The following is a 23,007-nucleotide window of genomic DNA, read 5'->3' on the forward strand; positions in this document are numbered from 1 at the left end:
AAACCCCGCCGGCATCAAAATAACGCCCCACGGCTCTCGACGCTTATTGGGCTTAGCCTCGCCTGCGCTGCTCGGTCTCCGCCGTTTCCAGTGCAAAGGCGATGTTATCGGCCATGTCATTTAGAAGCTTGATCTGCTGATTGGCGAACGCGTTGGCTGCGGGAGCGTACATCGAACACACGCCGCGCACCTCGCCCTTGATATTGATAGGTAGGGCAAGCACGCTACGGTAGCCCAAGGCTAACGCCTTATGTCGCCAAGCCTTGGTGCGCGGGTCGTGCTCGATATCATTGCTGCCGACACTGCAGGCTTGATTGTAGGCGGCATTTGCCGGATAGTTGTCTTGAGCGCCGGGGGCCGGCAAGTTATTGAATTGCTCCAAGGTCTCCAGGTCAATGCCGGCGAAAGCGGCTGGAAACAGCGTCTGGCCGGTGGCATCGGGCAAACCAATCCAGGCCATGTTAAAGCCGCCATCTTCCACGGCAATGCGGCATACTTCCTTTAACAGCATATCGATATCGCGGATATGCACGATAGCCTGATTGATATTGCTTAACATGGTGTAGACGCGGGTTAAACTGGTTAAGCGTGTTTCAGCTTGCTTACGGTCGGAAATATTCTCCATTACCGCAATGAAATGTGTGATGTCGCTATCGTGATTGCCAATCGGGGTGATCGTCAGTGATTCGGTATATAAAAAGCCGTCTTGGTGTTGATTAACAATTTCACCGCGCCAAACTCGTTTGCTGAGAATGCTGATAGACAAAGCCTGATAAAACGCCTTACTTTGCAGGCCGGAGCGGATCAGCTCCTTTGGGTATTTACCGATGGCGTCTTCCAAGGGGAAACCGGTCAGGGCGGCAAAAGCTGGATTGGCCCATTGAATAATGGAATGACTGTCGGTGATGACGATGGCGTTCGCTGCCGCCTTGAGAGCGGCATTAAGCAGTTGTAATTGGTTTTCAGCCAGTTCTCGCAACAGCACATCGGCTTCCCATTGGGAGGTGCGTTCCGCTATCAGCGTTTGCAGATTTTGATTGGATTGCCGCAGTTCATGTTGCAGTTGCTTTCTGGACTGGCGATTACCGGCCAGTTTCCAGCAACCGATAGCTTCCAAAAGCAGAAGCGTCAGCAACGCAGCCAAGATAGGCTTGAATAAAGTCCGGTTGCCATACAGGGTCTTGGAAGGCAACAGCGAGACGATTTTCCAGGTATTGGCGCTCGGCATGCTTTTTAGTGCTGCGTTATCATCCGAGTTGGGGTATACCGTACTAAAGGTCCAAACCCCTTCAGCATCCTCAATCTGACCGTGATCGGTTTGATTGATCCGCTTCCAGATTTTAGGGTGCTGAAGAGAAAAGCTGGGGGTTGTGGGCGTAAAAATAAAACCACGGAGCTTGTCCGGCAAAGGGCTGTTTAACCAAAAGCCTTGCGGATTCAGTAGCAAGGAGTGGCCCTCAATTTCCGCTCTGGCTTTTTCGAAGCGAGCCATTAATTCGGCTCCAAAATAATTAAGAACTACAATGCCGTGCCGCCCGCCGCGACTGTCGAATACAGGCGATGCTACACGCAGCATGGGCTTGTGAGGGAATTCCGGGGCGGCATGTTCGATATTTAGATCCAGGGGCGAAACGTAAACGGCCCCGGCATTTAATTTGGCGGTTTCCATAAAGTAATAACGGCCGCTTTTATCTTGCAATTCCGCAGGGGGTGTCGGCGAGGCCTTGCCATTGTTAAAATCGATGCGTACCCGCTCGTGCCCGGATTCGTCTATCCAGCGAATTTGGTGATACGTTTTAGTCGCGGCCGATAGGTTAAGCATATCCAGCTCGAAGTCATGCAGCGCTTCGGGTGACGGATGCTCGAGGATACGTTTTAGCTGGTAATGATCAGTAATCAGGCGAAGGTCGCGATTTATTTCCCGAAACACATTGCCGACGGCTTCTCTTTCGAGTTCAACGCCAATGCTTTCACGTGCTTTATCCCGAAGGGAAATGCGCTCTTGAATGCTGTAGTAAAAGCAGTAAGCGCCTACGCAGGTCAGTAAAGCCAGAAATAAATAAGTTTTTAGGAACTGTACCAGGAAAGGTCGGCTCAGTTTGAGTGTTAATTTATTAGCCTTTTCCATGTCGGTAAAATCGCAGAAAATGAGGTGCCGAATTCGAATAAATTTAGATGCGGGGGTTTAATCAGAATACAAAGGCAGTATATCCTAGTCCAATTGAATTACCAGTCGGACTGGTAAACAGGCTGAGGGTATTTGATATTGATGGGTCTGCTGATTATGAGCCCCATAATGGATTACGGCAGGCGGCGGATTTGATAACCGGTTAAGCCAGCATTTCCCGCAATTGCGCCAAGCTGGCCTTGCCGCGTTGCTTGATTTCTTCAGGCGGAAGTTGTTTTTTGTTGGTCCATTCCAGGTCTTCTTCGGGGAGCTCGTTTAAAAACCGGCTGGGTTCGGATTCGCTGATTTCGCCGTAGCGTTTGCGATGTGTGCAATAGCTGAAGGTAAGGGTTTTTTGGGCGCGAGTGATGCCGACATAAGCTAGGCGGCGTTCTTCCTCGATATTGCCGGTTTCGATGCTGTTTTGATGCGGCAGCAGGTTTTCCTCCATGCCGATCAAAAACACATGCGGAAATTCCAGGCCCTTGGCGGCGTGCAGCGTCATCAAACTGACCTGGTCGCCGGCTTCCTGTTCCTGGTTCCTATCCAGAATATCCATCAGCATGACCTTGGCGATCACGTCCGCAAGCGATTTCTCCTCGCCTTGTTCGTTGCCGGCTATGCGTTGCAGCCATTCGATCAGTTCGTATACATTGCTCATGCGGCGTTCGGCAGCCGCCGGCGTTTTGCTGTTTTCCTGCAGCCATTGCTGGTAATTGATCTGCTCCAGCAGCTGATGGATCACTTTAAAACTGTCTTCGCGTTCGATTTTTTGCGCGGTATCGTTGATCCAGTCGCAAAATTTACTCAAACGCTGTACCGATTTTTCCGACAAGCGTTGTTGTAAACCGAATTCCGAGCAGGCAGCGAATAAACTGATATGCCGCTCGTTGGCGTAAGCACCCAGCTTTTCCAAAGTGGTGGGGCCGATTTCCCGGCGTGGGGTATTGATGATGCGCAAAAAAGCGGCATCGTCGCCGGAGTTGACCATTAAGCGCAGGTAGGCCAGCAGGTCTTTGATCTCCGCATAGGCGAAAAACGAGGTGCTGCCGCTAATGAAATACGGCACATTGTTTTCGCGTAATTCTTTTTCAAACAAGCGGGACTGGTGATTACCGCGGTACAAAATGGCGTAATCGGCATAACTGCCGCCATGCTTGAAACGATGATGCACAATTTCGGCGGCGATTTGCTTGGCTTCGTGCTGGTCCGACTTATGGCTCAATACCCGCAATCGATCGCCGTAACCCAGTTCGCTCCAGAGTTTCTTTTCGAAGGTATGCGGGTTGTTGGCGATCAATTGGTTGGCCACCTTTAAAATTCGTCCGGCGGAACGATAGTTCTGTTCCAGCTTGATCACCTGCAGACGGCTGTAATCCTTTTGCAGTTGGGCCAGGTTTTCCGGCTGCGCGCCGCGCCAGGCATAAATCGACTGGTCATCGTCGCCCACCACGGTAAAGCGGCCCAAGTTACCGGCTAAAAGTTTCACCAATTGGTATTGAGTAATATTGGTGTCCTGATATTCGTCTACTAGCAGGTAGCGAATTTTGTTTTGCCATTTTTCCAGCAGGGCCGGATGTTGTTGAAACAGCAATACCGGCAATAAAATCAGGTCATCGAAATCGACGGCGTTATAGGCTTTCAGGCTGCGGGTGTAGGCCTCGTAAAGTAAGGCCGCGGCTGGATTTGCAGCATCGGCATCGGTCAGGCTGACGGCTTGTTGCGGTGTGACGAAGGCGTTTTTCCATTGGCCGATTTGCCAGTTGTATGGATCGACCTGGTCGATGTCGCAATCCTTCAGACCATGGCTGATTAAATTGCGCAACAGAGTCAGCCGGTCTTGTTCGTCGAACAAGGTAATCGCGGCTTTGTAGCCCAGGGTTTTATGTTCGGCGCGCAGTATATCCAGACCCAAGGAATGAAACGTTGATACTCTAAGGCCGCGACTTTGTTTGTCGTCCAGCAAGCGGCTGACCCGGCTTCTCATTTCCCGAGCCGCCTTGTTGGTAAAGGTTACGGCGGCTATGTGGCGGGCGGGTGTACCCTGCTGCACCAGATAGGCGATTTTCTCGGTAATTACCCGGGTTTTGCCGCTGCCGGCGCCCGCCAGCACCAGCAAAGGGTGGTCGATGATTTTAACAGCGGCTTGTTGTTGCGGATTAAGTTTGGCTGACATTCATTATTAAGAGGTGATGCGAAAACTACAATTTTTGCCGTAGTCTATTGATTTGGCGCCGGACAAAACCCGTCTACTGCATAAGTAAGCATTATTCCAATGCGTCAACCGTCTTACGGCCAATACCGAAACTTTCCAGCAGCATCAGGCCAACCCCGACGCAAATAGCAGAGTCGGCAATATTAAAGGCCGGCCAATGCCAGTCCAGGTAATACACGTCCAGAAAATCGATGACATAGCCGTAAGCTACCCGGTCAATCAGGTTGCCGACCGCGCCGCCTAAAACCATGGACAGGGCGATAGCCATCAGCGTTTCGTGTTTTTGCAGGCGTAGCAGCCAGACTGCGATGATGCTGCTCATCACCACGGCCAGTCCGGCAAACAGCCAACGTTGCCAGCCACCGGCCTGGGCCAGAAAGCTGAAAGCCGCGCCGGTATTATGCACATAAGTCAAATTAAAGCCGGGTAACAGCGGGATGGACTCGAACAGCTGCATCGACGCATCCACCGTTAATTTGCTGGCCTGATCCAGAATCAGAACCAGCAACGACAGCCATAGCCACTTAAGCATAATGACGGGTCTCGCCATTGCCCGCCACGTTTTCCACGCAACGACCGCATAGTTCCGGGTGATCGGCATGCTCGCCGATGTCGTAACGATGATGCCAGCAGCGCACGCATTTCTTATGCGTGGATACCGATACTTTCAGTTTCACGCCTTCCAGTTCGGTGGCAATTGCATCGTCAGGACAGAATTGCATGCCGGCCACGCCCGCATTAGAGGTAATGAACACGAAATGCAGTTCGCTGGCTAGTTTATTCAGCTCGTTGGCGTAGACTTCGTCGCAATACAATTCCACTTCGGCATTCAAGGAAGCGCCGATGGCGCCGTCTTTCCGCAACGCTTCGAGCTGCTTGCTGACCACGGTCCGTACAGCCATGACTTTTTCCCAAGTGCCACGCTGGATGCTGGCGTCGGCATCCAGCGGGAATAGGCCTTCGTACCAGGTTTCCAGAAACACGGATTCGCCGCGTTGTCCTGGGATCACTTGCCAAATCTCGTCGGCGCTATAGCTGACGATGGGCGCCAGCCAGCGTGTCAAGGCTTCGATAACGTGGTACATCGCGGTTTGCCCGGAACGACGCGCCAGGCAATCTTCCTTGGCGGTGTATTGTCTATCTTTGATGATATCCAGATAAAAGCCGCCCAAGTCGATGCTGCAGAAGTTCAGTACTTTTTGATAAATCGCCTGGAATTGATAAGCGCTGTACGCTGTTTTGATTTCGGCTTGTAGTTGCCAGGCTTTGTCGACCACCCAGCGATCCAGCGCCAGTAAGTCGGTATTGGCGACTTTGTGTTGCACGGGCTCGAAGCCGTCCAGGTTAGACAGCAGGAAACGCGCGGTATTACGCAGTCTGCGGTAAGCATCGGAGGTGCGTTTTAAAATTTCGTCGGATACCGTCATTTCGCCGCGATAATCCGTACCTGCCACCCACAGACGCAACACATCCGCGCCTAGCGATTTCATCACGGTTTGCGGCAACACCACATTGCCCTTGGACTTGGACATTTTTTTGCCTTCGGCATCGACCGTGAAACCGTGGGTCAATACTTCCTTATACGGTGCTACATCGTTCATGGCCACCGAGGTCAGCAATGAAGACTGGAACCAGCCGCGATGCTGGTCGGAACCTTCCAGGTACAAGTCCGCCGGAAAGCGCAATTGTTCGCGGCGTTCCAACACGGCGGCGTGAGTGACGCCGGAGTCGAACCAGACGTCCAGGGTGTCGTTCATTTTGTCGTACTGCTCGGCATCGCGGCCAATCAATTCGGCGGCATCCAGTTCAAACCAGGCATCGATACCTTGCTGTTCGATGCGTTTGGCGATCTGCTCGACCAAGTCAGCCGTATTAGGGTGCAATTCGCCGGTTTCCTTGTGTACAAAGAAGGTGATCGGCACGCCCCAGGTACGTTGGCGGGAAATGCACCAATCCGGGCGATTGTTGAGCATGGCTTCGATGCGGGCTTGTCCCCAATCCGGTATCCAGTCCACCCGCTTGACTTCGTTCAATGCGGTATCGCGCAAGCCGTTTTTTTCCATGGCGATAAACCATTGCGGCGTGGCGCGAAAAATGATCGGGGTTTTGTGGCGCCAGCAATGCGGGTAGCTATGCAGCAAGGCGTGATGGTGCACCAATTTGCCGCGTTCGCGCAGTACATCCAGGACTTTCTCGTTGGCACCGAATACATGCAGACCGGCAAACAGCTCGGTGCCGGGCAGAAACACCCCGTTGCTGCCGACCGGATTGTCCACCGGTAGGTTGTATTTCATGCCGACCACATAGTCTTCCTGGCCATGGCCGGGTGCGGTATGTACCGCGCCGGTACCGGCATCGGTGGTGACGTGATCGCCCAGAATGACGGGGATCTGTCTGTCGTAAAATGGGTGATGCAGTAATTGGCCTTCCAACGCACTGCCTTTGCAGTAGCCGATGATATGGTGTTCGCCAATGCCATAACGCAGCACGGCATCTTTGAGGAGTGATTCGGCTAAAACCAAGCGTTCGGCTTGACCATCGATTTCGCACTGTACGACGGCATATTCCAGTTCCGGGTTTAGAGCGACTGCCTGATTGGCGGGCAGGGTCCAGGGGGTGGTGGTCCAGATAACAACGGACAGCGGGCCTTTGCCTTGGTGTTCCGGTGCGTGATGACAGCAGGCCATGAATGAGTGTTCGTCGAGTACTTCGAAACGTACGTCGATGGCGGGGGAATGTTTGTCTTCGTATTCAACTTCCGCTTCAGCCAATGCAGAGCCGCAGTCTGTACACCAATGTACGGGTTTGGCGCCCTTGCTAAGATGGCCCTTGGCGGCGATTCTACCTAAGGCGCGCACGATGTCGGCTTCGAAAGCAAAATCCATGGTCAAATATGGGTTGTCCCAGTCTCCCAACACGCCGAGGCGAATGAATTCTTCTTTTTGAATTTCGACTTGTTTTTTGGCGTAAGCGCGGCATTCTTTACGAAATTCCGCCGGACTGACTTTAACCCCGGCTTTGCCGACTTTTTTCTCAACCATTAATTCGATCGGCAAACCGTGACAATCCCAACCGGGCACATAAGGTGCATCGAATCCGGCCAAGGTTTTGGATTTGACGATAATGTCCTTTAATACTTTATTGACCGCATGGCCGATATGGATAGCGCCGTTAGCGTATGGAGGGCCGTCATGCAGCACGAATTTAGGCCGGCCGGCGCAATGCTCGCGGATTTTTTGATACAGCAGGGTTTCGTTCCATTTTTTCAGCATCTCGGGTTCGCGTTGAGCCAGATTGGCTTTCATCGCAAACTCGGTTTTGGGAAGGTTAAGTGTCGTTTTATAATCCGTGGTCATGATGGTATGGTGAGCGCTGCATGCATTCGTCAGTTAGAACAATGCCGGCCAAATTAAGATCATCCATGTCTTTGATGGTTGTGCCGAATTGCCGTATGACTCTATATTAATAAAAACTTGGATTCTATCATCAACTGACGCACGCTATAAAACTTAAAGCTTGCCATGCCATGGGCCGGTTGAGCCGACAAAAATAATTTTTAGTAGCAATACTAGGCAATGATTGACCGATTGCTCTAGAGGTAGGGAATATCATGAAAAATCTAATCTTACTTTTTACACTGTGCTGGCCGCTTTACAGTTGGGCCGGAGTTTACAAATGTACTGATGTGGAAGGACGCACGGATTATCAATCCTCGCCTTGCACTGAAGATCATAAGGCGGTGCAGATCAACACAAAAACCGGCAGCAAAGTGGATCTTAATGAGCTGGAAAACCGGCAGGTTCAGGCAACTGAACAGCAAAAACTAATTGAAGCTCAAAAACAGGCGGAAGAACAAGCTCGATTGGATGTCATTGCGGAGCGCAAGCAATTGGCCAAGGCGCAAAGCGATTTGACTTTGGCTCTGATTAAAGGCAGTCCCATGCAGTTCTCAGCCTTCGCCATACCGCCCTATGACCCCGATAATTTGCCGGCTGGAATCCGACCGTTTGAAACGAGACTGCCGGATATCGAAAAATTCCGCCGCCTTGCCGCTCAAAAAGCACTGGCTACCGGTAAATGCCTGCGGGTGGAAGCTGATGAACTCAACGCCAAAAGTACCAAGGAGCAATTGGTATTTTTGGTGAATTGTAGTTCCGGTGCTACTTATTACTTTAATGAGGCCGAGCTGCAAGAATGAACAGCAAGCCGCAAACTGTTTTTATTACCGGTTGTTCTTCGGGGATTGGTTATGCCACTGCCGTCAGCTTAAAAAACCGCGGCCACCGGGTGATTTGTTCGGTTAGAAAGCCTGAGGACGTCGCGGTTTTGATAGGCAAGGGTTTTGAAAGCCTGCAGTTGGATCTGGCCGATTCGGACAGCATTCAACAAGCTGTGCAAAAACTAATCGATATGACCGGCGGGAAGGTGGATGCCTTGTTTAACAATGGCGCCTTTGGACAGCCCGGTGCGGTTGAAGACCTCAGTCGGGATGCGTTAAGAAATCAATTCGAGACCAATTTTTTCGGCACCCATGAACTGACCAATTTGTTGATTCCATTGATGCGTAAGCAGGGCTGCGGCCGCATTATTTATAATAGTTCGGTGTTGGGATTTGTGGCCATGAAATACCGCGGGGCATATAACAGCAGCAAATTTGCGCTGGAAGGTTTGGCGGATACCTTACGCTTGGAGCTGCGCGGGTCGGGTATTCATATCGTTTTGATCGAGCCAGGCCCCATAGAAAGCCGGTTTCGGCAAAATGCTTTTGCCATGTATCAAGCGTATATAAATCCTGATATAAGTTCGCACCGGCAAACCTATAAGGCTATGGAGGCGCGATTGCAAAAAACCGGACCAGCCGCGCCGTTTACTTTGCCCGCCACGGCCGTCGCGGAAAAAGTCATTCATGCCCTGGAATCCAGGCGGCCAAAGTCCCGCTACCCGGTTACCCTCCCTACCCATTTGTTTGCCTGGCTTAAACGGATACTACCGACTTCCTGGTTGGACAAAATTTTAGTTAGCGTAGAGTAGGCCGTTAAGACGTTTTTGCCGGAAAACGTCTTAATCCGGTAACAATCATGCTATCAAACCGCATGAACTATGATATTATCGGTTTCAACATATAGCCCATTAAATGCTGTTGGTGGTTGTATGTTTCTTATAAAAACAACTGTGAGGTTCCAATACATGAAAATTTTAAAAAGCGCAGCTATTGCCTTCTCTTTAACCGTTGCCATGGGTTCTTTCTCAACTGCTGCAGTTGCTGAGGATCCAGGTAGAGTTTCCCATGCTCCAATCGATGTAATTAAAGAAGTAAATTCCCGTATTGATGAGGCCTTTACTGCGATCAATAATGGTGCTGAAGATGCTGACGTTGCAGCATTGATCAAAAAAGCACGGGATTTTACTAAAGAATTGAATGCCAACGACAAAGTGGCAAGAGAAACAGCTAAAGTCAGAACTCATTTGAAAAATGCTGAATCCGCAGCCAAAACTGCTGATCTGTCAGGTGCAAAAGAGCACTTGGAAAAAGCTAAAAAAGCTAACGAAGGTTTGAAAGGTTACCTATAAGGTTTTGCGCCGGGGTGCTGGCTAAGCACCCCGTTTTTTGCTAATTATTCTTCATCCTGGAATTAAAGTTCCATCTCTAAAGATAGAAGTCCATTCTATCAAGTTCGGCTTCTATCCAACTAAGCAATTCTTTAGCGTTTTTGGGGCGTGCATCAACCCAATTCAGCTCGGCATCTCCTTTCAATAATCGCCAGCGGTGTAATAGCGCCTTGAGTTTGATTGAGTGGCTTACCGTAAGATGAAATTGTTCCGACAATTGTTGCTGGATTCGCTCTATGTCACCCGGTAGAGAAAGCGAGCGCAAATGCGTTAACTGTTCAATCAATTTCTGTATGTTGGCTAATTGCGAATTAACCCAGCTCTCCACTGCTGTTTCGGTAATCACGGAAATAGGCGATTGCGCATTATCGGAAATAACTTTTACCACTTGAATCAATTCGCAGGAGCTGAATTTAACCGCGATTTCGTAGAAGCCGGTTGCCTCCATATCGTATACATAATCTTCCAAATATTGGACTTGCGGATGGGAGTGGGTTGCTATTGTGGCAGTTGGATATTGCGTGGCAAACGGTAGTTGCGGATAGAAGCCGCGATTGGTTTCCGAATCGATGATCTTTCCCGCCAATATCGGGCTTCCCAGCGCAAAATGGCGATGTCCTGCTATTCCCAAATTGACGATGATCGGCATGGTGGGATTAGCAAATAAAGCCATTGTGTAGCCAATCGCACCCGCCATTGCAACCTTGCCCATGCCGGTGATGACGATGACTCGAGCTGGGTCCGAGTAGATAGTAAATGGATGATTGGCGTCGGAACGTTTTTTCAGTTGCCAGGCCTTAATGAGCGGTTTCGCTTCACAGGACAAGGCACAAAAGATAAATATACTGGCTGAGTTTTTCAAACGGAAAAATAAATAAAGGAAGGCAATAAAAGCCTGGGGAGAGCGGCATCAAGCCCCAGGCAGGTTGTTTTGTTGCGGTTAAGGATTTTTGCCGGATGTGCCTGAAGTGGAGCCGGTTGCTTGGTTGACGAACATATTTTTCAGACGATCGAATGCGGCCAGCAAGGTTTTATCCATGACTACTTGATTGCCAATGGAAACGATAACCCGGGCTAATTCAGGCATTTTGGTTTTGGTGGCTAGCATGTAAATGGGTTGCACATACAAAATGGAGTTACCCATGGGCAGAATGATCATGCGACCTTTTTTAACTTCCGAACCTAGTTGATTCCACAGCGTAAATTGACCGGCAATTTCTGGGTTTTGGTCGATCAGGGCATTCACCTGGGATGGACCATTGACTTGTACGGCCTTGGGGAATTTGAAAATGGTAATGCCCGGTTTATAAGTGTTGTCGCATTTACTGGAATCCATGGTGCCGGCAATGCCAACCACGCTTAAATTATCCCGGTGTACAGGCGTCATTGGGTTGACCATCACAAACTCTTCCAGATCGTTACAGCGGTCGAAATCCATGGTGATGAAATACGGTAAAACAGGCTGACCATCTACAGAGGCATATTGCCAGGTTTCCGCCTGCTCATAAAACAACTCCGGGCTGTTTTGGTGGTATTTGGCGTAGATTTTCATTTGCATGTAGTACAAATCTCGCGGATAACGCAAATGGCTTGACAACGCGTCGGGCATTTCCTTCAGAGACTTAAACAGCCCCGGGTACGCCCGGTTATAGGCATTGATAATCGGGTCATGCGGTTCGGAAATGTAATAGTCGACACCGCCGTCATAGGCATCAACGATGATCTTTACCGAATTGCGGATGTAATTGAATTTATGTTCCCCATCCAAAAAGTCGTCGGCCGCCGGTTGGGACACCGGGTACATATTGGATAGCGTATAGGCATCCTGTATCCAATACAGCCGATCTTTTTCCACCACCAAATAAGGATCTTTATCCAGATGCAGGAAGGGTGTCAGTCTCGAAATTCTATCGTCGATATTACGACGAATCAGCAGTTTGCTTTGGGTGGTGATATTAGGGGAGAAAAATATTTTTTCATCTCTAAAATAAAAGGCAAACAATAGCTTTCTGAAATACGACGGAATAGGGATGCCGGAGTCGCCCTTATAGTACTGCGATCCGTCTTGATCGGAGCTGGAAATGTCCTTAACCACCAAGCTGTTGGGCACAATGGCGTATGCGAATTTCTCTTGGCCGTAATAAATATCGGGATTTTTAACCGAAAAGCCGACATCCGAGCTCATATTCAAATCGCGTAAATACCAGACTATCGGAATTCCCGCATCCTGGGCGGCCGGCGATATAACCGCTCCGTAACCGTGGGTATAGCGCAAGTGAGTGTTTTCCCAGTTTTGCGCCTCTCGCGGTAATTTCTTGATATTGACCTCGCGCGCCGCGAGATTGACTTGTTGCAGATGGCCGTGGATGAAATAGCGGTCTTCATCTACCGTAGTGAAGCGGTAATACGGTCTGATGGCCTGTAATTGCTGATAACTATCAATTAAAAATTCTCTGTCCCAGACCGGAATGTTTTCGAAATGCTTTCTAGTCGACCACGACTCAATGTCCTTGGTGGGATCCAGGTTAATGGGGAAATCGATGGTGGTAATATTGTTGAGGTTGTAGGCTCCCAGTGTAGCGTCAATGTTATAACGCATAAAAGGGCCTTCCGTTCGGGTTGGGTTGGGTTTAACAATGAATTTATCGATCAGTATGGGTAGCGCATTCGAGTTTTGTAGACCCGTTATGGCGATGAAGCTTAATACCGAGATGATAATGGGCGTTTTGCTGCGGTGCCGTTCCGAAAACACATAAAACAGGATGGAGCATACTATGGTTGAAAAGGCCACTATGGATAGCCAGATCAGCGGTAGATGAAAGCGTAAATCGATAAAGCCAGGCCCAAAAAATACCGGTTCGTGCGAGTTTGAATATAGCAATGTAAAGCGATCGAGCATGTAACCCCAGATCACAAATAGCGCTACAAACACAAAAAGCACACTGAGGTGGATTTTTGCCCCTAAAGGAAACTCCTTGCCCTGATTTGGGATAAAGATATGTTCCATCCAGTACAACAGCCCTGTCGCCAAAAATACCAGTATGGCGGTGAATAACAACTCCTTTTGGATCAGCATGTAGATGGGGTAGGAAAACAGATAAAAACTAATATCGTTTCCGTATACTGGGTCGGTGAATCCCGATTCACTGCCAAAGAAAAAGAGTAAGGCGTCTTCCCATTGCAGATAAAAAGGCACCGCGATGGCAATGGCCAAGATCAGCGATATTAAAGTATAAACTTTGACCGACCCGGACATGAATACATCGGCAAACCGCTGAAAGCGCCGACGCTTTTTGTCGTCCAGCAATACTTCGTCGGGCGGGTTTAAGCCCAGATAGCGAGAGGCAATCCAGAAATGGAATTGGAAGACGGCAAAGAAAAATATTGTCACCGCGCCGGAGAAAATAAACCGGTATAACAAGCGTAGCCAGAAATAACCCTCAAACTCTAGCGATCTGAACCACCATAAATCCACGAAAAAATCGAGAAACACGAAGTAGAATGCAACATACAAGACAATGGCGCCTACGATAGTTGCGCCTGCCAACGCAGGTAACAGTTTCCGGTTACGCATATTTTCCTCTTAAATTTAGAATTTTAGCCGGCAGGGCATTGTGCCTGCCGGCCTCACATCTCGGCGTTAGTTTTTCGACATTCTATCACCCAAACCCGGAATATGATTGCCCGTCATTTGTTGTAGGCACCAGACACCGGTTTTAAGTTCAGCGCTGAACATCGGTTAGAATGGGAGTATGTTCAAAGCACAAATTAGAAGCTTATATCAACAAGACAACACCGAGGGGGAACGCATGACATTACTCAATAGACGTCGATTTATCCAGCAATCCGCAGTAAGTGCGGCGATCGCCTCGTTTCCGAGTTTGCTACTGGCTAAAAAAGGTAGCATCAAAACTGCCGCTACGCCCGGTTTTAAAGCCGATGTGGAGATTGAATTTACTGCACATACAGCACAGATTGCAATTTTGGCCGCCGGCCCCGCCACGCAAGTGCAAAAGTATTCCGCAAGGCTAATCAAGGGCCCGCAGCAAACCCTGCAGCAAATAGCCGATAGCTTTTTGGGGCCGGTTCTGAATTTTCAGCAAGGCCAAAAAGTAAGAGTGTTTTTCAAAAATACGCTGAATCAGCCGTCCATCATTCATTGGCATGGCTTGCATGTGCCGCAACGCAGCGACGGCCACCCCATGTATTCGATTGAACATGGCGAGCAGTTTGTATACGAATTCGAAGTCATGAATCGTGCCGGTAGCAGTTTTTATCATTCGCACTCGCACAACCTGACCGCGGAACAGGTTTACCGGGGGTTGGCGGGTTTGATTATCGTGACGGATAGCGACGAACAAAAATTGGATTTGCCGTCCGGCGAGTTCGATATGCCGTTAGTGATTCAAGACCGCAGTTTCGGCGACAACAATCAACTGCAATATGTGCGGATGATGCACCAGCGCATGGAGGGTTTTTTGGGCGATAGTATTCTGGTCAATGGCAAGCTGAATGCGGAATTCAATGTCAAATCTTCTGCCTATCGCTTCAGGGCGCTAAACGGCTCCAATTCGCGGATATACAAGCTGGGTTGGGAGGATGGGACGCCATTGACGGCCATCGGTACCGATGGCGGCCTGTTGCCTAAGCCGGAAACCCGGCCTTACATCATGCTGGCGCCGGGTGAACGGGTGGACTTATGGCTGGATTTCAGCGGTCGAGCGGTTGGCAGTAAGTTAGTTATGAACAGCCTGCCCTTTGCCGGCACGCAGCCTAAAATGACTGAGCGAATGAACGGAAAAGGCATGGGCATGATGCATAAGCGCTTGGCGCAAGGTGTCGAATTTGCCGTTGCCACTTTCAAAGTAACCGAAAAAGTCAGTGATTCAATCAAGCTGCCCGAGGTGCTTGTACCATTTCAACGCCTGAGTCAGACTGATGTCGATAACGCCGATAAGCCAATACCTATCGGAATTTCCATGAAGCCGATGCGGCCATTATTGAACCGCAAAAGCTTTGCAATGGACAAGGTTTTGGAATTTGAGCGGGTTGCGTTAGGGACAATCAAAAAAATTCGAATCTTTCATGATCATGAAATGCCGGCTGGCGGGGGTATGAAGCATACTGCAAAAGTTGAGGCGGAGAACCCCATGCGCGGCATGCGCATGAAAAGGAGCATGGATGAGGCTGGACAGGAGCACGGCAAAGGAAGAAAAATGGGCATGATGGATATGGCTCACCCCATTCATTTGCACGGTCAGCAATTTCAAGTGTTGCGCCGAGTTACCTCGATGGTGAAATCCGACTATGCGTCGGTCAAACACGGTTTCATCGACTCCGGCTGGAAAGATACCGTGTTGGTGATGCCGGGCGAAGAAGTGGAAATCATCAAACCTTTTCAGGATTACAAAGGCCTGTTTTTGTACCACTGCCACAATCTGGAGCATGAAGACTTGGGTATGATGCGGCAATTCTTGGTGGAATAGCCAGTAAGACGGCTAAACAAAAAAACCGCGCTAACTGAGGTTAGCGCGGTTTTTTAATCGCCACAATAATGGTTATCTATTTGCCGAACAGAGCCAAAATCTCTTTACGTTTGATGTACAGCGTATAGCCCAGCAAACCTAACACAAAGCCGTAAAACAACTGACCGATAAACGAAGTTTTGTTGGCGCTACTGGATTGGCTGGTTGAGCCATTGCTTGGATTGGCGGACGGAGGCGGTATAACAAAAGCCTTTTCCTTGGTTGCTCTTATTTCAGGAAAACCCAAGCTTTTCCATTTGTCGTAATCCTGCCAGGCGGCATATTTGCCTTGCCAGAATTCTTTGGTGAAATACGGCAGCAAACTCATGCCGTGTACTTCGGGAATACCCTTTTCATCCAAAAAGTTTTTATATACCAATAGACTGATATCGCCGCCTTCGCCAATACCATCTGTGGTAAACGACTTCTCGACGTGATCGTGGAACATCCACACGCCCTGGCCAAAACTATTCAAGCCATCGTCGACGCCGCTGATTTCCAAATCCAGCCGCTGCGCGGGGACCATGGCATGTACGTCACGCTTAATATAGCTGGCAGGGCCGTTGTCGACGCCATCGTAATGAGTCACCATGGGTTTATGGCCGTGAATATGCATGGCGAAGGCTTCTTCATGGCCGTTGAATATGCGTAATTTAGCTTTTTTGTTTTCTTCCATGACGATCAGCGATTCCCGCAATGTATAAGGGAACGAGCGGCCATTCAGCATGAAATAATCGGGAGAGGAATCGGTGATGTCGTATTCCGTATTCAAGCGCTTGCCGATCAGACGCGGGTCATTGGCCGAGCGGGCCATTTCATGCAGTTCCTTGTCGGCGGACTGATAGTGCATGTCGTATTCGTAGGCGTATTTTTCCTTGACGGCCACCGATGGGTGTCTGACCTGGCCGGCGCCGACATTGAAAACCTGTACCCAGTTATTAGGACGGTTTTCCTCAACTACAAAAATACCCTGTAAGCCCATGGGAATATGGGTATGGGGTTGTACGTGGCAGTGATAATACTGCGTGCCGGGTTGACGGGGTTTAATGACGTAGGTTTTGCTGCTGCCGGGCATGACATCCATCTGACCGGTTTGGCCGACGCCGTCATTACCTTCGCCGCTGTGGTCCATGTAAGGGTGGTCCACGCCATGTAAATGGATGGAATGCGGCAAATAATGGCTATTTTCCAATACCAACCAAATAATATCGCCCTGCTCGACCCGAATAACCGGCGAAGGAACGCGCAGCAAGGAGTTGGCAACCGGCTCATACAAGCTTAGAGTGGACATGTCGCGTGTTTTGGGGGCGTAGACCCAAAAGGTTGGCTGAATGCCAGGCGCAATGTCGAAGGTAGTGGTAGGTAACTGCGAATCGGGTGAATGTCCGTTTAATTCGGCAATTTCCAGTTTAATGATGTAATGATCGGGGTCACCGTCACCATCCATGTCGTTGCCTACCGTAATGGCGTCGGCAGCCAGCTGAGTTTTCATCAGCGTGTCCATGGAAATATTGTTGGTGCCTTTAACGAATGCTGCAATATCGGCAGGATTATCAGGGTTGCACATCCTTGATTCCTGAATCTCCACGCCATCAATGACTTGAGCATCGCGCCACTTCGGGTCTGTAAAATCAGAGCACACTTCTTCTGCCGTACCCATTGTGACATTGCTGGAAGCAGGCAATTGGTTGGCTACGGCTGTGGCCAAGGGTGACATAGGCAGCAGCATGGCCCCACACAGAATGGGAAAAACTTTTTTATGCATAGAAAGCCTCATAAAAATTGACACGAGTCTATTGGATAACGAATTACGGTTCCAACATCAGGAAAGCCCAATACTGTAACCAGAACCCATAGGTAAAGTACAGAAATTATTTCGAAAATTGTCTTTCGGAATACGGCCGAGACTCGGTAAAACGCGTCTATTCGGGAAAATCGTTATAATCCTGTCTACGGGTTTTTAACCTTAAACGATCGCCAACCAAACTCCAGTTTACATTTATGCCTTCAGCCCGATTATTGCTTTGTACCTTATTGGTGCTATTAGTTCACACTAGTTTTGCCTGGCTTGTTAATCGGCCCGAGGATGCCGGTGTTGATGTGCCGTCCGGCAAGTTAATGAGCTTATCGTTTGCACCCTTTCGGGAAGGCTATAGTCCCCTGGAAGAGGTTTTTCCATTGCCGGAGCATGTGGAAGAGGATTTACGCCTGTTGGCGGATAAGACGCATAGCGTCCGTACCTATTCCAGTTTGGGGGGCGGATTGGAAAAAACGCCCGAACTGGCCCGGAAATATGGATTAAGTCTGATTCAGGGTGGGTGGCTCGGGTATGGCTACATGGATAATAAAAAGGAAATGGCCGCGCTGATAAAATCCGCCAACGCTAACCCCGATGTCGTCAAACGGGTGATTGTCGGTAATGAGGTGTTGTTACGCGGCGATATGGATGTCGACCGTCTGATTGGCTATCTCCGCGAAGTAAAACGGGCCGTTAAACAACCGGTATCCTACGCTGACGTTTGGTCGATGTACATGAAGCATCCGCAACTGATTAAGGAAGTGGACTTCATCACCATCCATATTTTGCCATATTGGGAAGATGAACCGATCTCGGTGGAACATGCATCGGAACATCTGGAAAAGATCGTTAAACAGGTCGAAGACGAAGCACGAGGCATTGCGCCCGGTAAACCGATATTGATAGGCGAATCCGGCTGGCCCAGCGCGGGACGTCAGCGTGGTTTGGCGGTTCCCGGCGTTGTCAACGAAGCCAAATTTATCCGGGGCATGATACAAATCGCTACGCGACACGGTTTTGATTACAACATCGTTGAGGCGTTTAATCAGCCTTGGAAAAGTAATTTAGAAGGTGTGGTGGGCGCCAATTGGGGATTATTTTCGGCCGATAGAAAGCCGGTTTTTCCTTTGACCGGTCCGGTCTATGAAAATCCGGATTGGATTATCCATTTGGCGGCGGCGACTTTAGTATGGCTATTGATAATCGTAGCTTGTTTCAAGAAAATCAGCTTTTTCTCCTGGTCGCGATTGCTGGTTTTTTTAGTGTTTACCCAACTATTTATCGTTTGTTTGGTGACATTGGCGCATTTTCTTTGGTACACCAGTTACAGTGCAATACAGCGTGGATATACCATTTTTATGCTGGTTGCAAACATGGTATTGACGGCGTTGTTGCTTCAACGTTTCCTGGATATTCTGAATGATAAGCCGGGTAACGAAATATTGGCGCGCCGACTCAGAAATGGCTATTTGTTCTTTATAATGCTGGCGCTCTATAAAACTTATGGTTTAGCGGTTGGCGGACGTTATCTGAGTTTTCCGGTCGAGCAATTTGCGCTTCCCGTAATTGGTATTTTCGGTCTTCTGGTTTGCCAATACTTAATCAACCGTAAAATCAATGCTGATAGTTTAAGTTTTAATTATTTATGCGGCTGGAATATACAAGGGCGACGCGACCGGGTAATTGCTTATGGGTTAAGTTTTGCAGCGATTGCCATGATACTAGGTGAAGCCAAAGCTTTTATGGATGGCCGCGATTTTATTCAAGCCCATCCGGGCTTATCGGAAGGTTTGCCATTCGCTTTTGGATACACCCTATATAATCAACAGTTACTTATGTGGCTGGCCTGTTTGGTGGTTTTAGGGTTGCCTTTTTGGTCGAATATCGGCAATAGAGCCAAGACCTAAATTCAGGCGGAGAGGTGAGTTGGACGTTAGCCCGCGTCCCTTTTGCCTTGCTGGCGGTTTAATGCGCGGCAATTTGTCACATTTTCAAACGTCAACTTGTTTATTAAACTATGTGCAACTCTTGTATGCGCTCCCTCTCCTAAGGGAAAGAGTTTTAATATCCTTCCTCAAATGCGGCTCAATGCCGCATCTTTTTTTGGACGAGGTTATCTTTATGGAAAGAAACTATCAAGTGGCCACTTCCGCATTCGTACATCCGGATGAGCTGCATTGCCGTACCGCCTACCACGAAGCCGGGCATGCCGCCGCTATTCATATTCGAAACCGACAAAAACAACTTCCGCCAGTATTCTTCGAAATTCAAGTTAAAAGACCTCAATCAAGCGAAGTTGAGTTTTTTGCCAAAGTGGTGGATGGCAATCTGATTCAAAATCTGCCGATTGCGGTAATTGAGAGTTTTTCCTCTTTGACCAATACCGGGTTGCATAGCTGTCAGCGCGCTTACGAAGCCGATGTCGTTAACTTGTTGGTAGGGCCTTTAGCGGAAGCCAAGCATGTTGCTAGCAGCGATGGAGAAATTTTTAGTCTGGAGCTGATGAACTTGGAAGCTTTACGGCATTATGGCGGGCACAGCGATTTGGAGAGAGCGCAATATTATTTGGAATATTTTATTACCTCCAAGCCTCATCGCGAACAAAAATTGACGGAATTACTCGCACAGGCCTATCGGTTTATTGACAATCCTCGACATTGGAGATGCATTCGGAGTTTGGCGCATTTTATTCTGGACAGCCGACAGGAAATTATTAGTTGCGATGAAGCGATCTCTATATTTGATGCTTGTTTATCAGCCCCGCAACATGAGCGTTGGGTTAATATGCCCGAGTTCTCGGGCCGTTGATATTTAATCCTTCAGACCGCAGGCGGAATGGATTCGTTTTGATAAACCACGCAACGGTTGCGGCCGGCCTGCTTGGCTTGATATAAAGCTCGGTCGGCGCGCACAAACACATCATCATGCTGGTCGCCGGAAGTGAATTCGCTAATACCACAACTTATGGTTAGATCTATCTTGTCGCCATTGTAGTTAAAACCACAATGTTCGATTAAATCTCTCACTTTTTCCGCCATTGCAAGCGTCTGGCATGTTTGTGTATTGGGCATCAGCATCACAAATTCTTCACCGCCATAGCGGGCAACAAAATCGGTCGAACGGCAATTATTCAGCAGCAGTTGGCCGACGAGATTCAGCGTTTTATCCCCGGCTTTGTGGCCGTAATTGTCATTAATGCGTTTAAAATAATCGATATCCCAAACCAATAGTGATAAAGGCGCTTGATAGCGTTTCCAGCGATTGGCTTCCATTTCCACCCGGTCTTTATACGCCAGTCGGTTCGGCAGGCCTGTTAGGGTGTCGCGCAGCGCGCGATCATGTTCGATTTTAAGTTTGGTGCGCAGGGCTTCCGTTTCTATTTCCAGAGCCTGTAGTTTTTCCGACATTAAGGCAATTTGCTGTTGCGCCTGCTGTTGCCTTTCGCCTTCCTGCTGCTTGTGTTCCATCAATTGCATCATCAAGCGGTCGAGATGGTCGCCGGTAATAGTTTTTAATGTGGTTAATTCGTCGGCTTGATGGGTGTTGTCCTTGATATCGCCCAGTTGCTGATTAATTTCCAAATCGAGATTTTGGCGCTGATCAAAGGAACGTTGACTAGACTGGCCGACAATCTCCACATGTTGTTCAAGTTCGCCTAATTGTGTGGAAAGCTGGGTTAAAAAGCCCCCAATATCTTTCTGTTCCGACACGGCATAATCTTTGATATCAACCAATAAAGCCATTGCGGAATCTATGACCTTATTAAAGGTTTGGTCGTCCACATTAGATTTGACGCGTTGTCTTAGCACGGTTTTCTGTTGTTGAAAGCGTAGCGGCACATCACTATTGGCTAATAGCTCATCAATGCGTTGCAATAAATAATTATTTTGCTGGTCCGCATCTTTATCCTTTTTGTCGAGGTCGGTTTGTTTGGAGATATGTAATAAGGTTTTGGAAATTGCCTGTAATTCAGGCGCTAACTCGGTCAAGACGGCGCCCGATTTTAAGCGCTTGCCTATTTGCAGCAAATGCGGCTCTAATAATTTATGACTGCCCTGGCAGAAAATTAAAAACTGGATAACCAGCTTATAAAGCAGTTTTTCTTGATCGGGATTTGGAGGTGGCAGAGTGCTCATTACATGTCAGCTTACACTGCTATGCATTGATTTCGGCCATTTTGTTTGGCTTGATACAAGGCATTATCTGCTCGGATAAAAATGGATTCATTGTCATCTCCCTGTATATATTGAGTAATCCCGCAGGACAGGGTAATGGATATCCTTTCGCCGTTGGCGTGGAAACTACTCTTCTCAATGTTTTCCCGTAACTTGTCCGCCATTTTCAATGCAGACTGTGGCGGGGTTTCCGGTAACAGCATTACAAATTCTTCGCCGCCAAACCGAGCCACGAAATCAGCCTCCCGGCAATGTTTAGAGAGCAACTTGGCAATCGCCATCAAGGCTTTATCTCCGGATTTATGACCATAAGTATCATTAATGTTTTTAAAAAAATCGATGTCCCATACGGCCAAAGCTAATGCAGTGCCATAGCGGTGGGAACGGGCGATTTCATCGGTCAAGCGCTCTTCGAACGCAAGTCGGTTGGGTAAATTGGTTAACGGGTCTCGCGCTGCTCGGCTTTGAGCCGCCTCGAGCATGGATTGCAGTTCGGTCGTTTCCGTCTCCATATCCCTGATTTTTTGCAGCATATTTCTTAATTCCTTTTGCGTTTTCTCCCGTTCGGCTTGCTCTTGCAAGGCATACGATTGCAGTTGCTGGTTGATGCCATGCAAACGGATGCTGACCAGCTGTTTTAAGGGTTCTAATTGAGTGGCGCCGGCGGATTTTCTTTGTAAATCAGTTATTTGCGCAGACACATCTTGGTCCAGACGGCTGCGATTTTTTTCCGCATCTTCTGTGGCGATGTTCACGCCTGCCGTTATCAAGCCCAGTTCAGCCAGCTCTTCGGTTAAAGTCGACAGAAAATCCGCCATTTCCTGCTGTTCAAGCAGTAGATGTTTTTTAATGGTCAACAACAGGTTAACGGCATCTTCAAATACCGGGCCGAGTGATTGGCCGGTTTGTAAACGGCGTTTTAGGGTTTTGCCCTCTTCGATAAATTCCAAGGGTAAGTCGGCGTTTTCCAACAATATGATCAGATGATGGCCGATCGCTTTAGTGTCCGCCAATGCCAGCTCGTTGGCAAAATCATCTGTTTTTAGTCGGTCATCATCCCCTAGAATTTCCGCCAAGGCTATAAATAAGCGTTGCGGATTAATAAATTCGTGTGCTTCATAGCGCTGCTTAATCTTCTGTAGCTCTGTTACGCGGTCAGCAAAATGAGCATGTAAATAGTCAAATAATAGCGTGGCATCAAGTTGGCTGCTTGAATTGTCTTCCATCGCCATCAAGGCATTGGAAAACACTTCAAGCTCTGTACGTAATTGCTGACTTTTTAAACCGGCTTTTAATAAATCGCGGATGCGATCCAAATGAGGGTCGAGCGTCTTGCTAAGCCCCTTGACTGCCAGTGCGAAGCGAATAATCGTCTTACACAGCAAATCCTGGCTGGTTTTATACTCTTTCTCAAGTTTTTCCTGACCATCCAACAAGTCGAAGTATTTTTCCTTCCACTTGACCGGTGTGTCGTCCTTATTTTTGAAAAAGCTCATGGAGCAATATTACCTCGGAAT

Annotated in this window: 15 protein-coding genes; 6 read left to right on the forward strand and 9 right to left on the reverse strand. The window is 48.7% G+C overall.

The features are described 5' to 3' along the window. Positions 1–52 precede the first annotated feature (52 nt). From M0R33_RS03570 to ileS, 4 genes are all read right to left on the reverse strand, one after another. Positions 53–2,128, reverse strand: coding sequence for a GAF domain-containing protein (locus M0R33_RS03570; protein ID WP_292565168.1), 2,076 nt, complete (start codon positions 2,126–2,128; stop codon positions 53–55). A 202-nt stretch (positions 2,129–2,330) separates the two neighbouring features. After that, entirely contained in the window at positions 2,331–4,343 is a 2,013-nt protein-coding gene (gene rep, locus M0R33_RS03575) for a DNA helicase Rep (RefSeq protein WP_292565171.1), read from the reverse strand. 91 nt (positions 4,344–4,434) lie between these two features. Further along, positions 4,435–4,914, reverse strand: coding sequence for a signal peptidase II (gene lspA / locus M0R33_RS03580; protein ID WP_292565341.1), 480 nt, complete (start codon positions 4,912–4,914; stop codon positions 4,435–4,437). After that, positions 4,907–7,738, reverse strand: a complete 2,832-nt coding sequence (gene ileS / locus M0R33_RS03585) for an isoleucine--tRNA ligase (protein ID WP_292565174.1) — start codon at positions 7,736–7,738, stop codon at positions 4,907–4,909. Before ileS ends, lspA begins: the two co-directional genes overlap by 8 nt. A gap of 254 nt (positions 7,739–7,992) precedes the next feature. Here ileS and M0R33_RS03590 point away from each other — a divergent pair, with 254 nt between their 5' ends. From M0R33_RS03590 to M0R33_RS03600, 3 genes are all read left to right on the forward strand, one after another. Further along, positions 7,993–8,580 (forward strand): DUF4124 domain-containing protein, encoded by a 588-nt coding sequence (locus M0R33_RS03590; protein ID WP_292565177.1) that lies wholly within the window; start codon positions 7,993–7,995, stop codon positions 8,578–8,580. After that, on the forward strand, positions 8,577–9,413 hold the full coding sequence (locus M0R33_RS03595) for an SDR family oxidoreductase (RefSeq protein WP_292565180.1): 837 nt from the start codon (positions 8,577–8,579) through the stop codon (positions 9,411–9,413). Before M0R33_RS03590 ends, M0R33_RS03595 begins: the two co-directional genes overlap by 4 nt. A 156-nt stretch (positions 9,414–9,569) precedes the next feature. Next, on the forward strand, positions 9,570–9,953 hold the full coding sequence (locus tag M0R33_RS03600) for a hypothetical protein (RefSeq protein ID WP_292565183.1): 384 nt from the start codon (positions 9,570–9,572) through the stop codon (positions 9,951–9,953). A gap of 76 nt (positions 9,954–10,029) precedes the next feature. Here the strand turns inward: M0R33_RS03600 and M0R33_RS03605 are convergent, their stop codons facing one another. Continuing rightward, on the reverse strand, positions 10,030–10,854 hold the full coding sequence (locus M0R33_RS03605; RefSeq protein ID WP_292565186.1) for a hypothetical protein: 825 nt from the start codon (positions 10,852–10,854) through the stop codon (positions 10,030–10,032). Positions 10,855–10,932: 78 nt separating this feature from the next. Then, the gene (locus tag M0R33_RS03610; protein WP_292565189.1) at positions 10,933–13,566 is read right to left on the reverse strand and encodes a UPF0182 family protein; all 2,634 of its coding nucleotides are present in this window, start codon (positions 13,564–13,566) and stop codon (positions 10,933–10,935) included. Between the two features lie 235 nt (positions 13,567–13,801). On the opposite strand from M0R33_RS03610, the gene M0R33_RS03615 reads away from it, so the two are divergent. Next, the gene (locus M0R33_RS03615; RefSeq protein WP_292565192.1) at positions 13,802–15,478 is read left to right on the forward strand and encodes a multicopper oxidase domain-containing protein; all 1,677 of its coding nucleotides are present in this window, start codon (positions 13,802–13,804) and stop codon (positions 15,476–15,478) included. A gap of 76 nt (positions 15,479–15,554) precedes the next feature. Here M0R33_RS03615 and M0R33_RS03620 read toward each other — a convergent pair whose 3' ends face one another. Beyond that, complete coding sequence (locus M0R33_RS03620; RefSeq protein WP_292565196.1) at positions 15,555–17,282, reverse strand: multicopper oxidase domain-containing protein; 1,728 nt, start codon at positions 17,280–17,282, stop codon at positions 15,555–15,557. 236 nt (positions 17,283–17,518) lie between these two features. Here M0R33_RS03620 and M0R33_RS03625 point away from each other — a divergent pair, with 236 nt between their 5' ends. Both M0R33_RS03625 and M0R33_RS03630 read left to right on the forward strand, forming a co-directional pair. Continuing rightward, on the forward strand, positions 17,519–19,222 hold the full coding sequence (locus tag M0R33_RS03625) for an exo-beta-1,3-glucanase (RefSeq protein WP_292565199.1): 1,704 nt from the start codon (positions 17,519–17,521) through the stop codon (positions 19,220–19,222). Between the two features lie 214 nt (positions 19,223–19,436). After that, positions 19,437–20,123, forward strand: a complete 687-nt coding sequence (locus M0R33_RS03630) for a hypothetical protein (RefSeq protein ID WP_292565202.1) — start codon at positions 19,437–19,439, stop codon at positions 20,121–20,123. An 11-nt stretch (positions 20,124–20,134) separates the two neighbouring features. On the opposite strand, the gene M0R33_RS03635 is transcribed toward M0R33_RS03630, so the two are convergent. Further along, positions 20,135–21,451, reverse strand: coding sequence for a GGDEF domain-containing protein (locus M0R33_RS03635; RefSeq protein ID WP_292565206.1), 1,317 nt, complete (start codon positions 21,449–21,451; stop codon positions 20,135–20,137). Positions 21,452–21,462: 11 nt separating this feature from the next. Beyond that, complete coding sequence (locus M0R33_RS03640; protein ID WP_292565210.1) at positions 21,463–22,986, reverse strand: GGDEF domain-containing protein; 1,524 nt, start codon at positions 22,984–22,986, stop codon at positions 21,463–21,465. Between the last annotated feature and the right edge of the window lie 21 nt (positions 22,987–23,007).

The organism is Methylomonas sp. (genome assembly GCF_023228165.1).
Taxonomy (GTDB): domain Bacteria; phylum Pseudomonadota; class Gammaproteobacteria; order Methylococcales; family Methylomonadaceae; genus Methylomonas.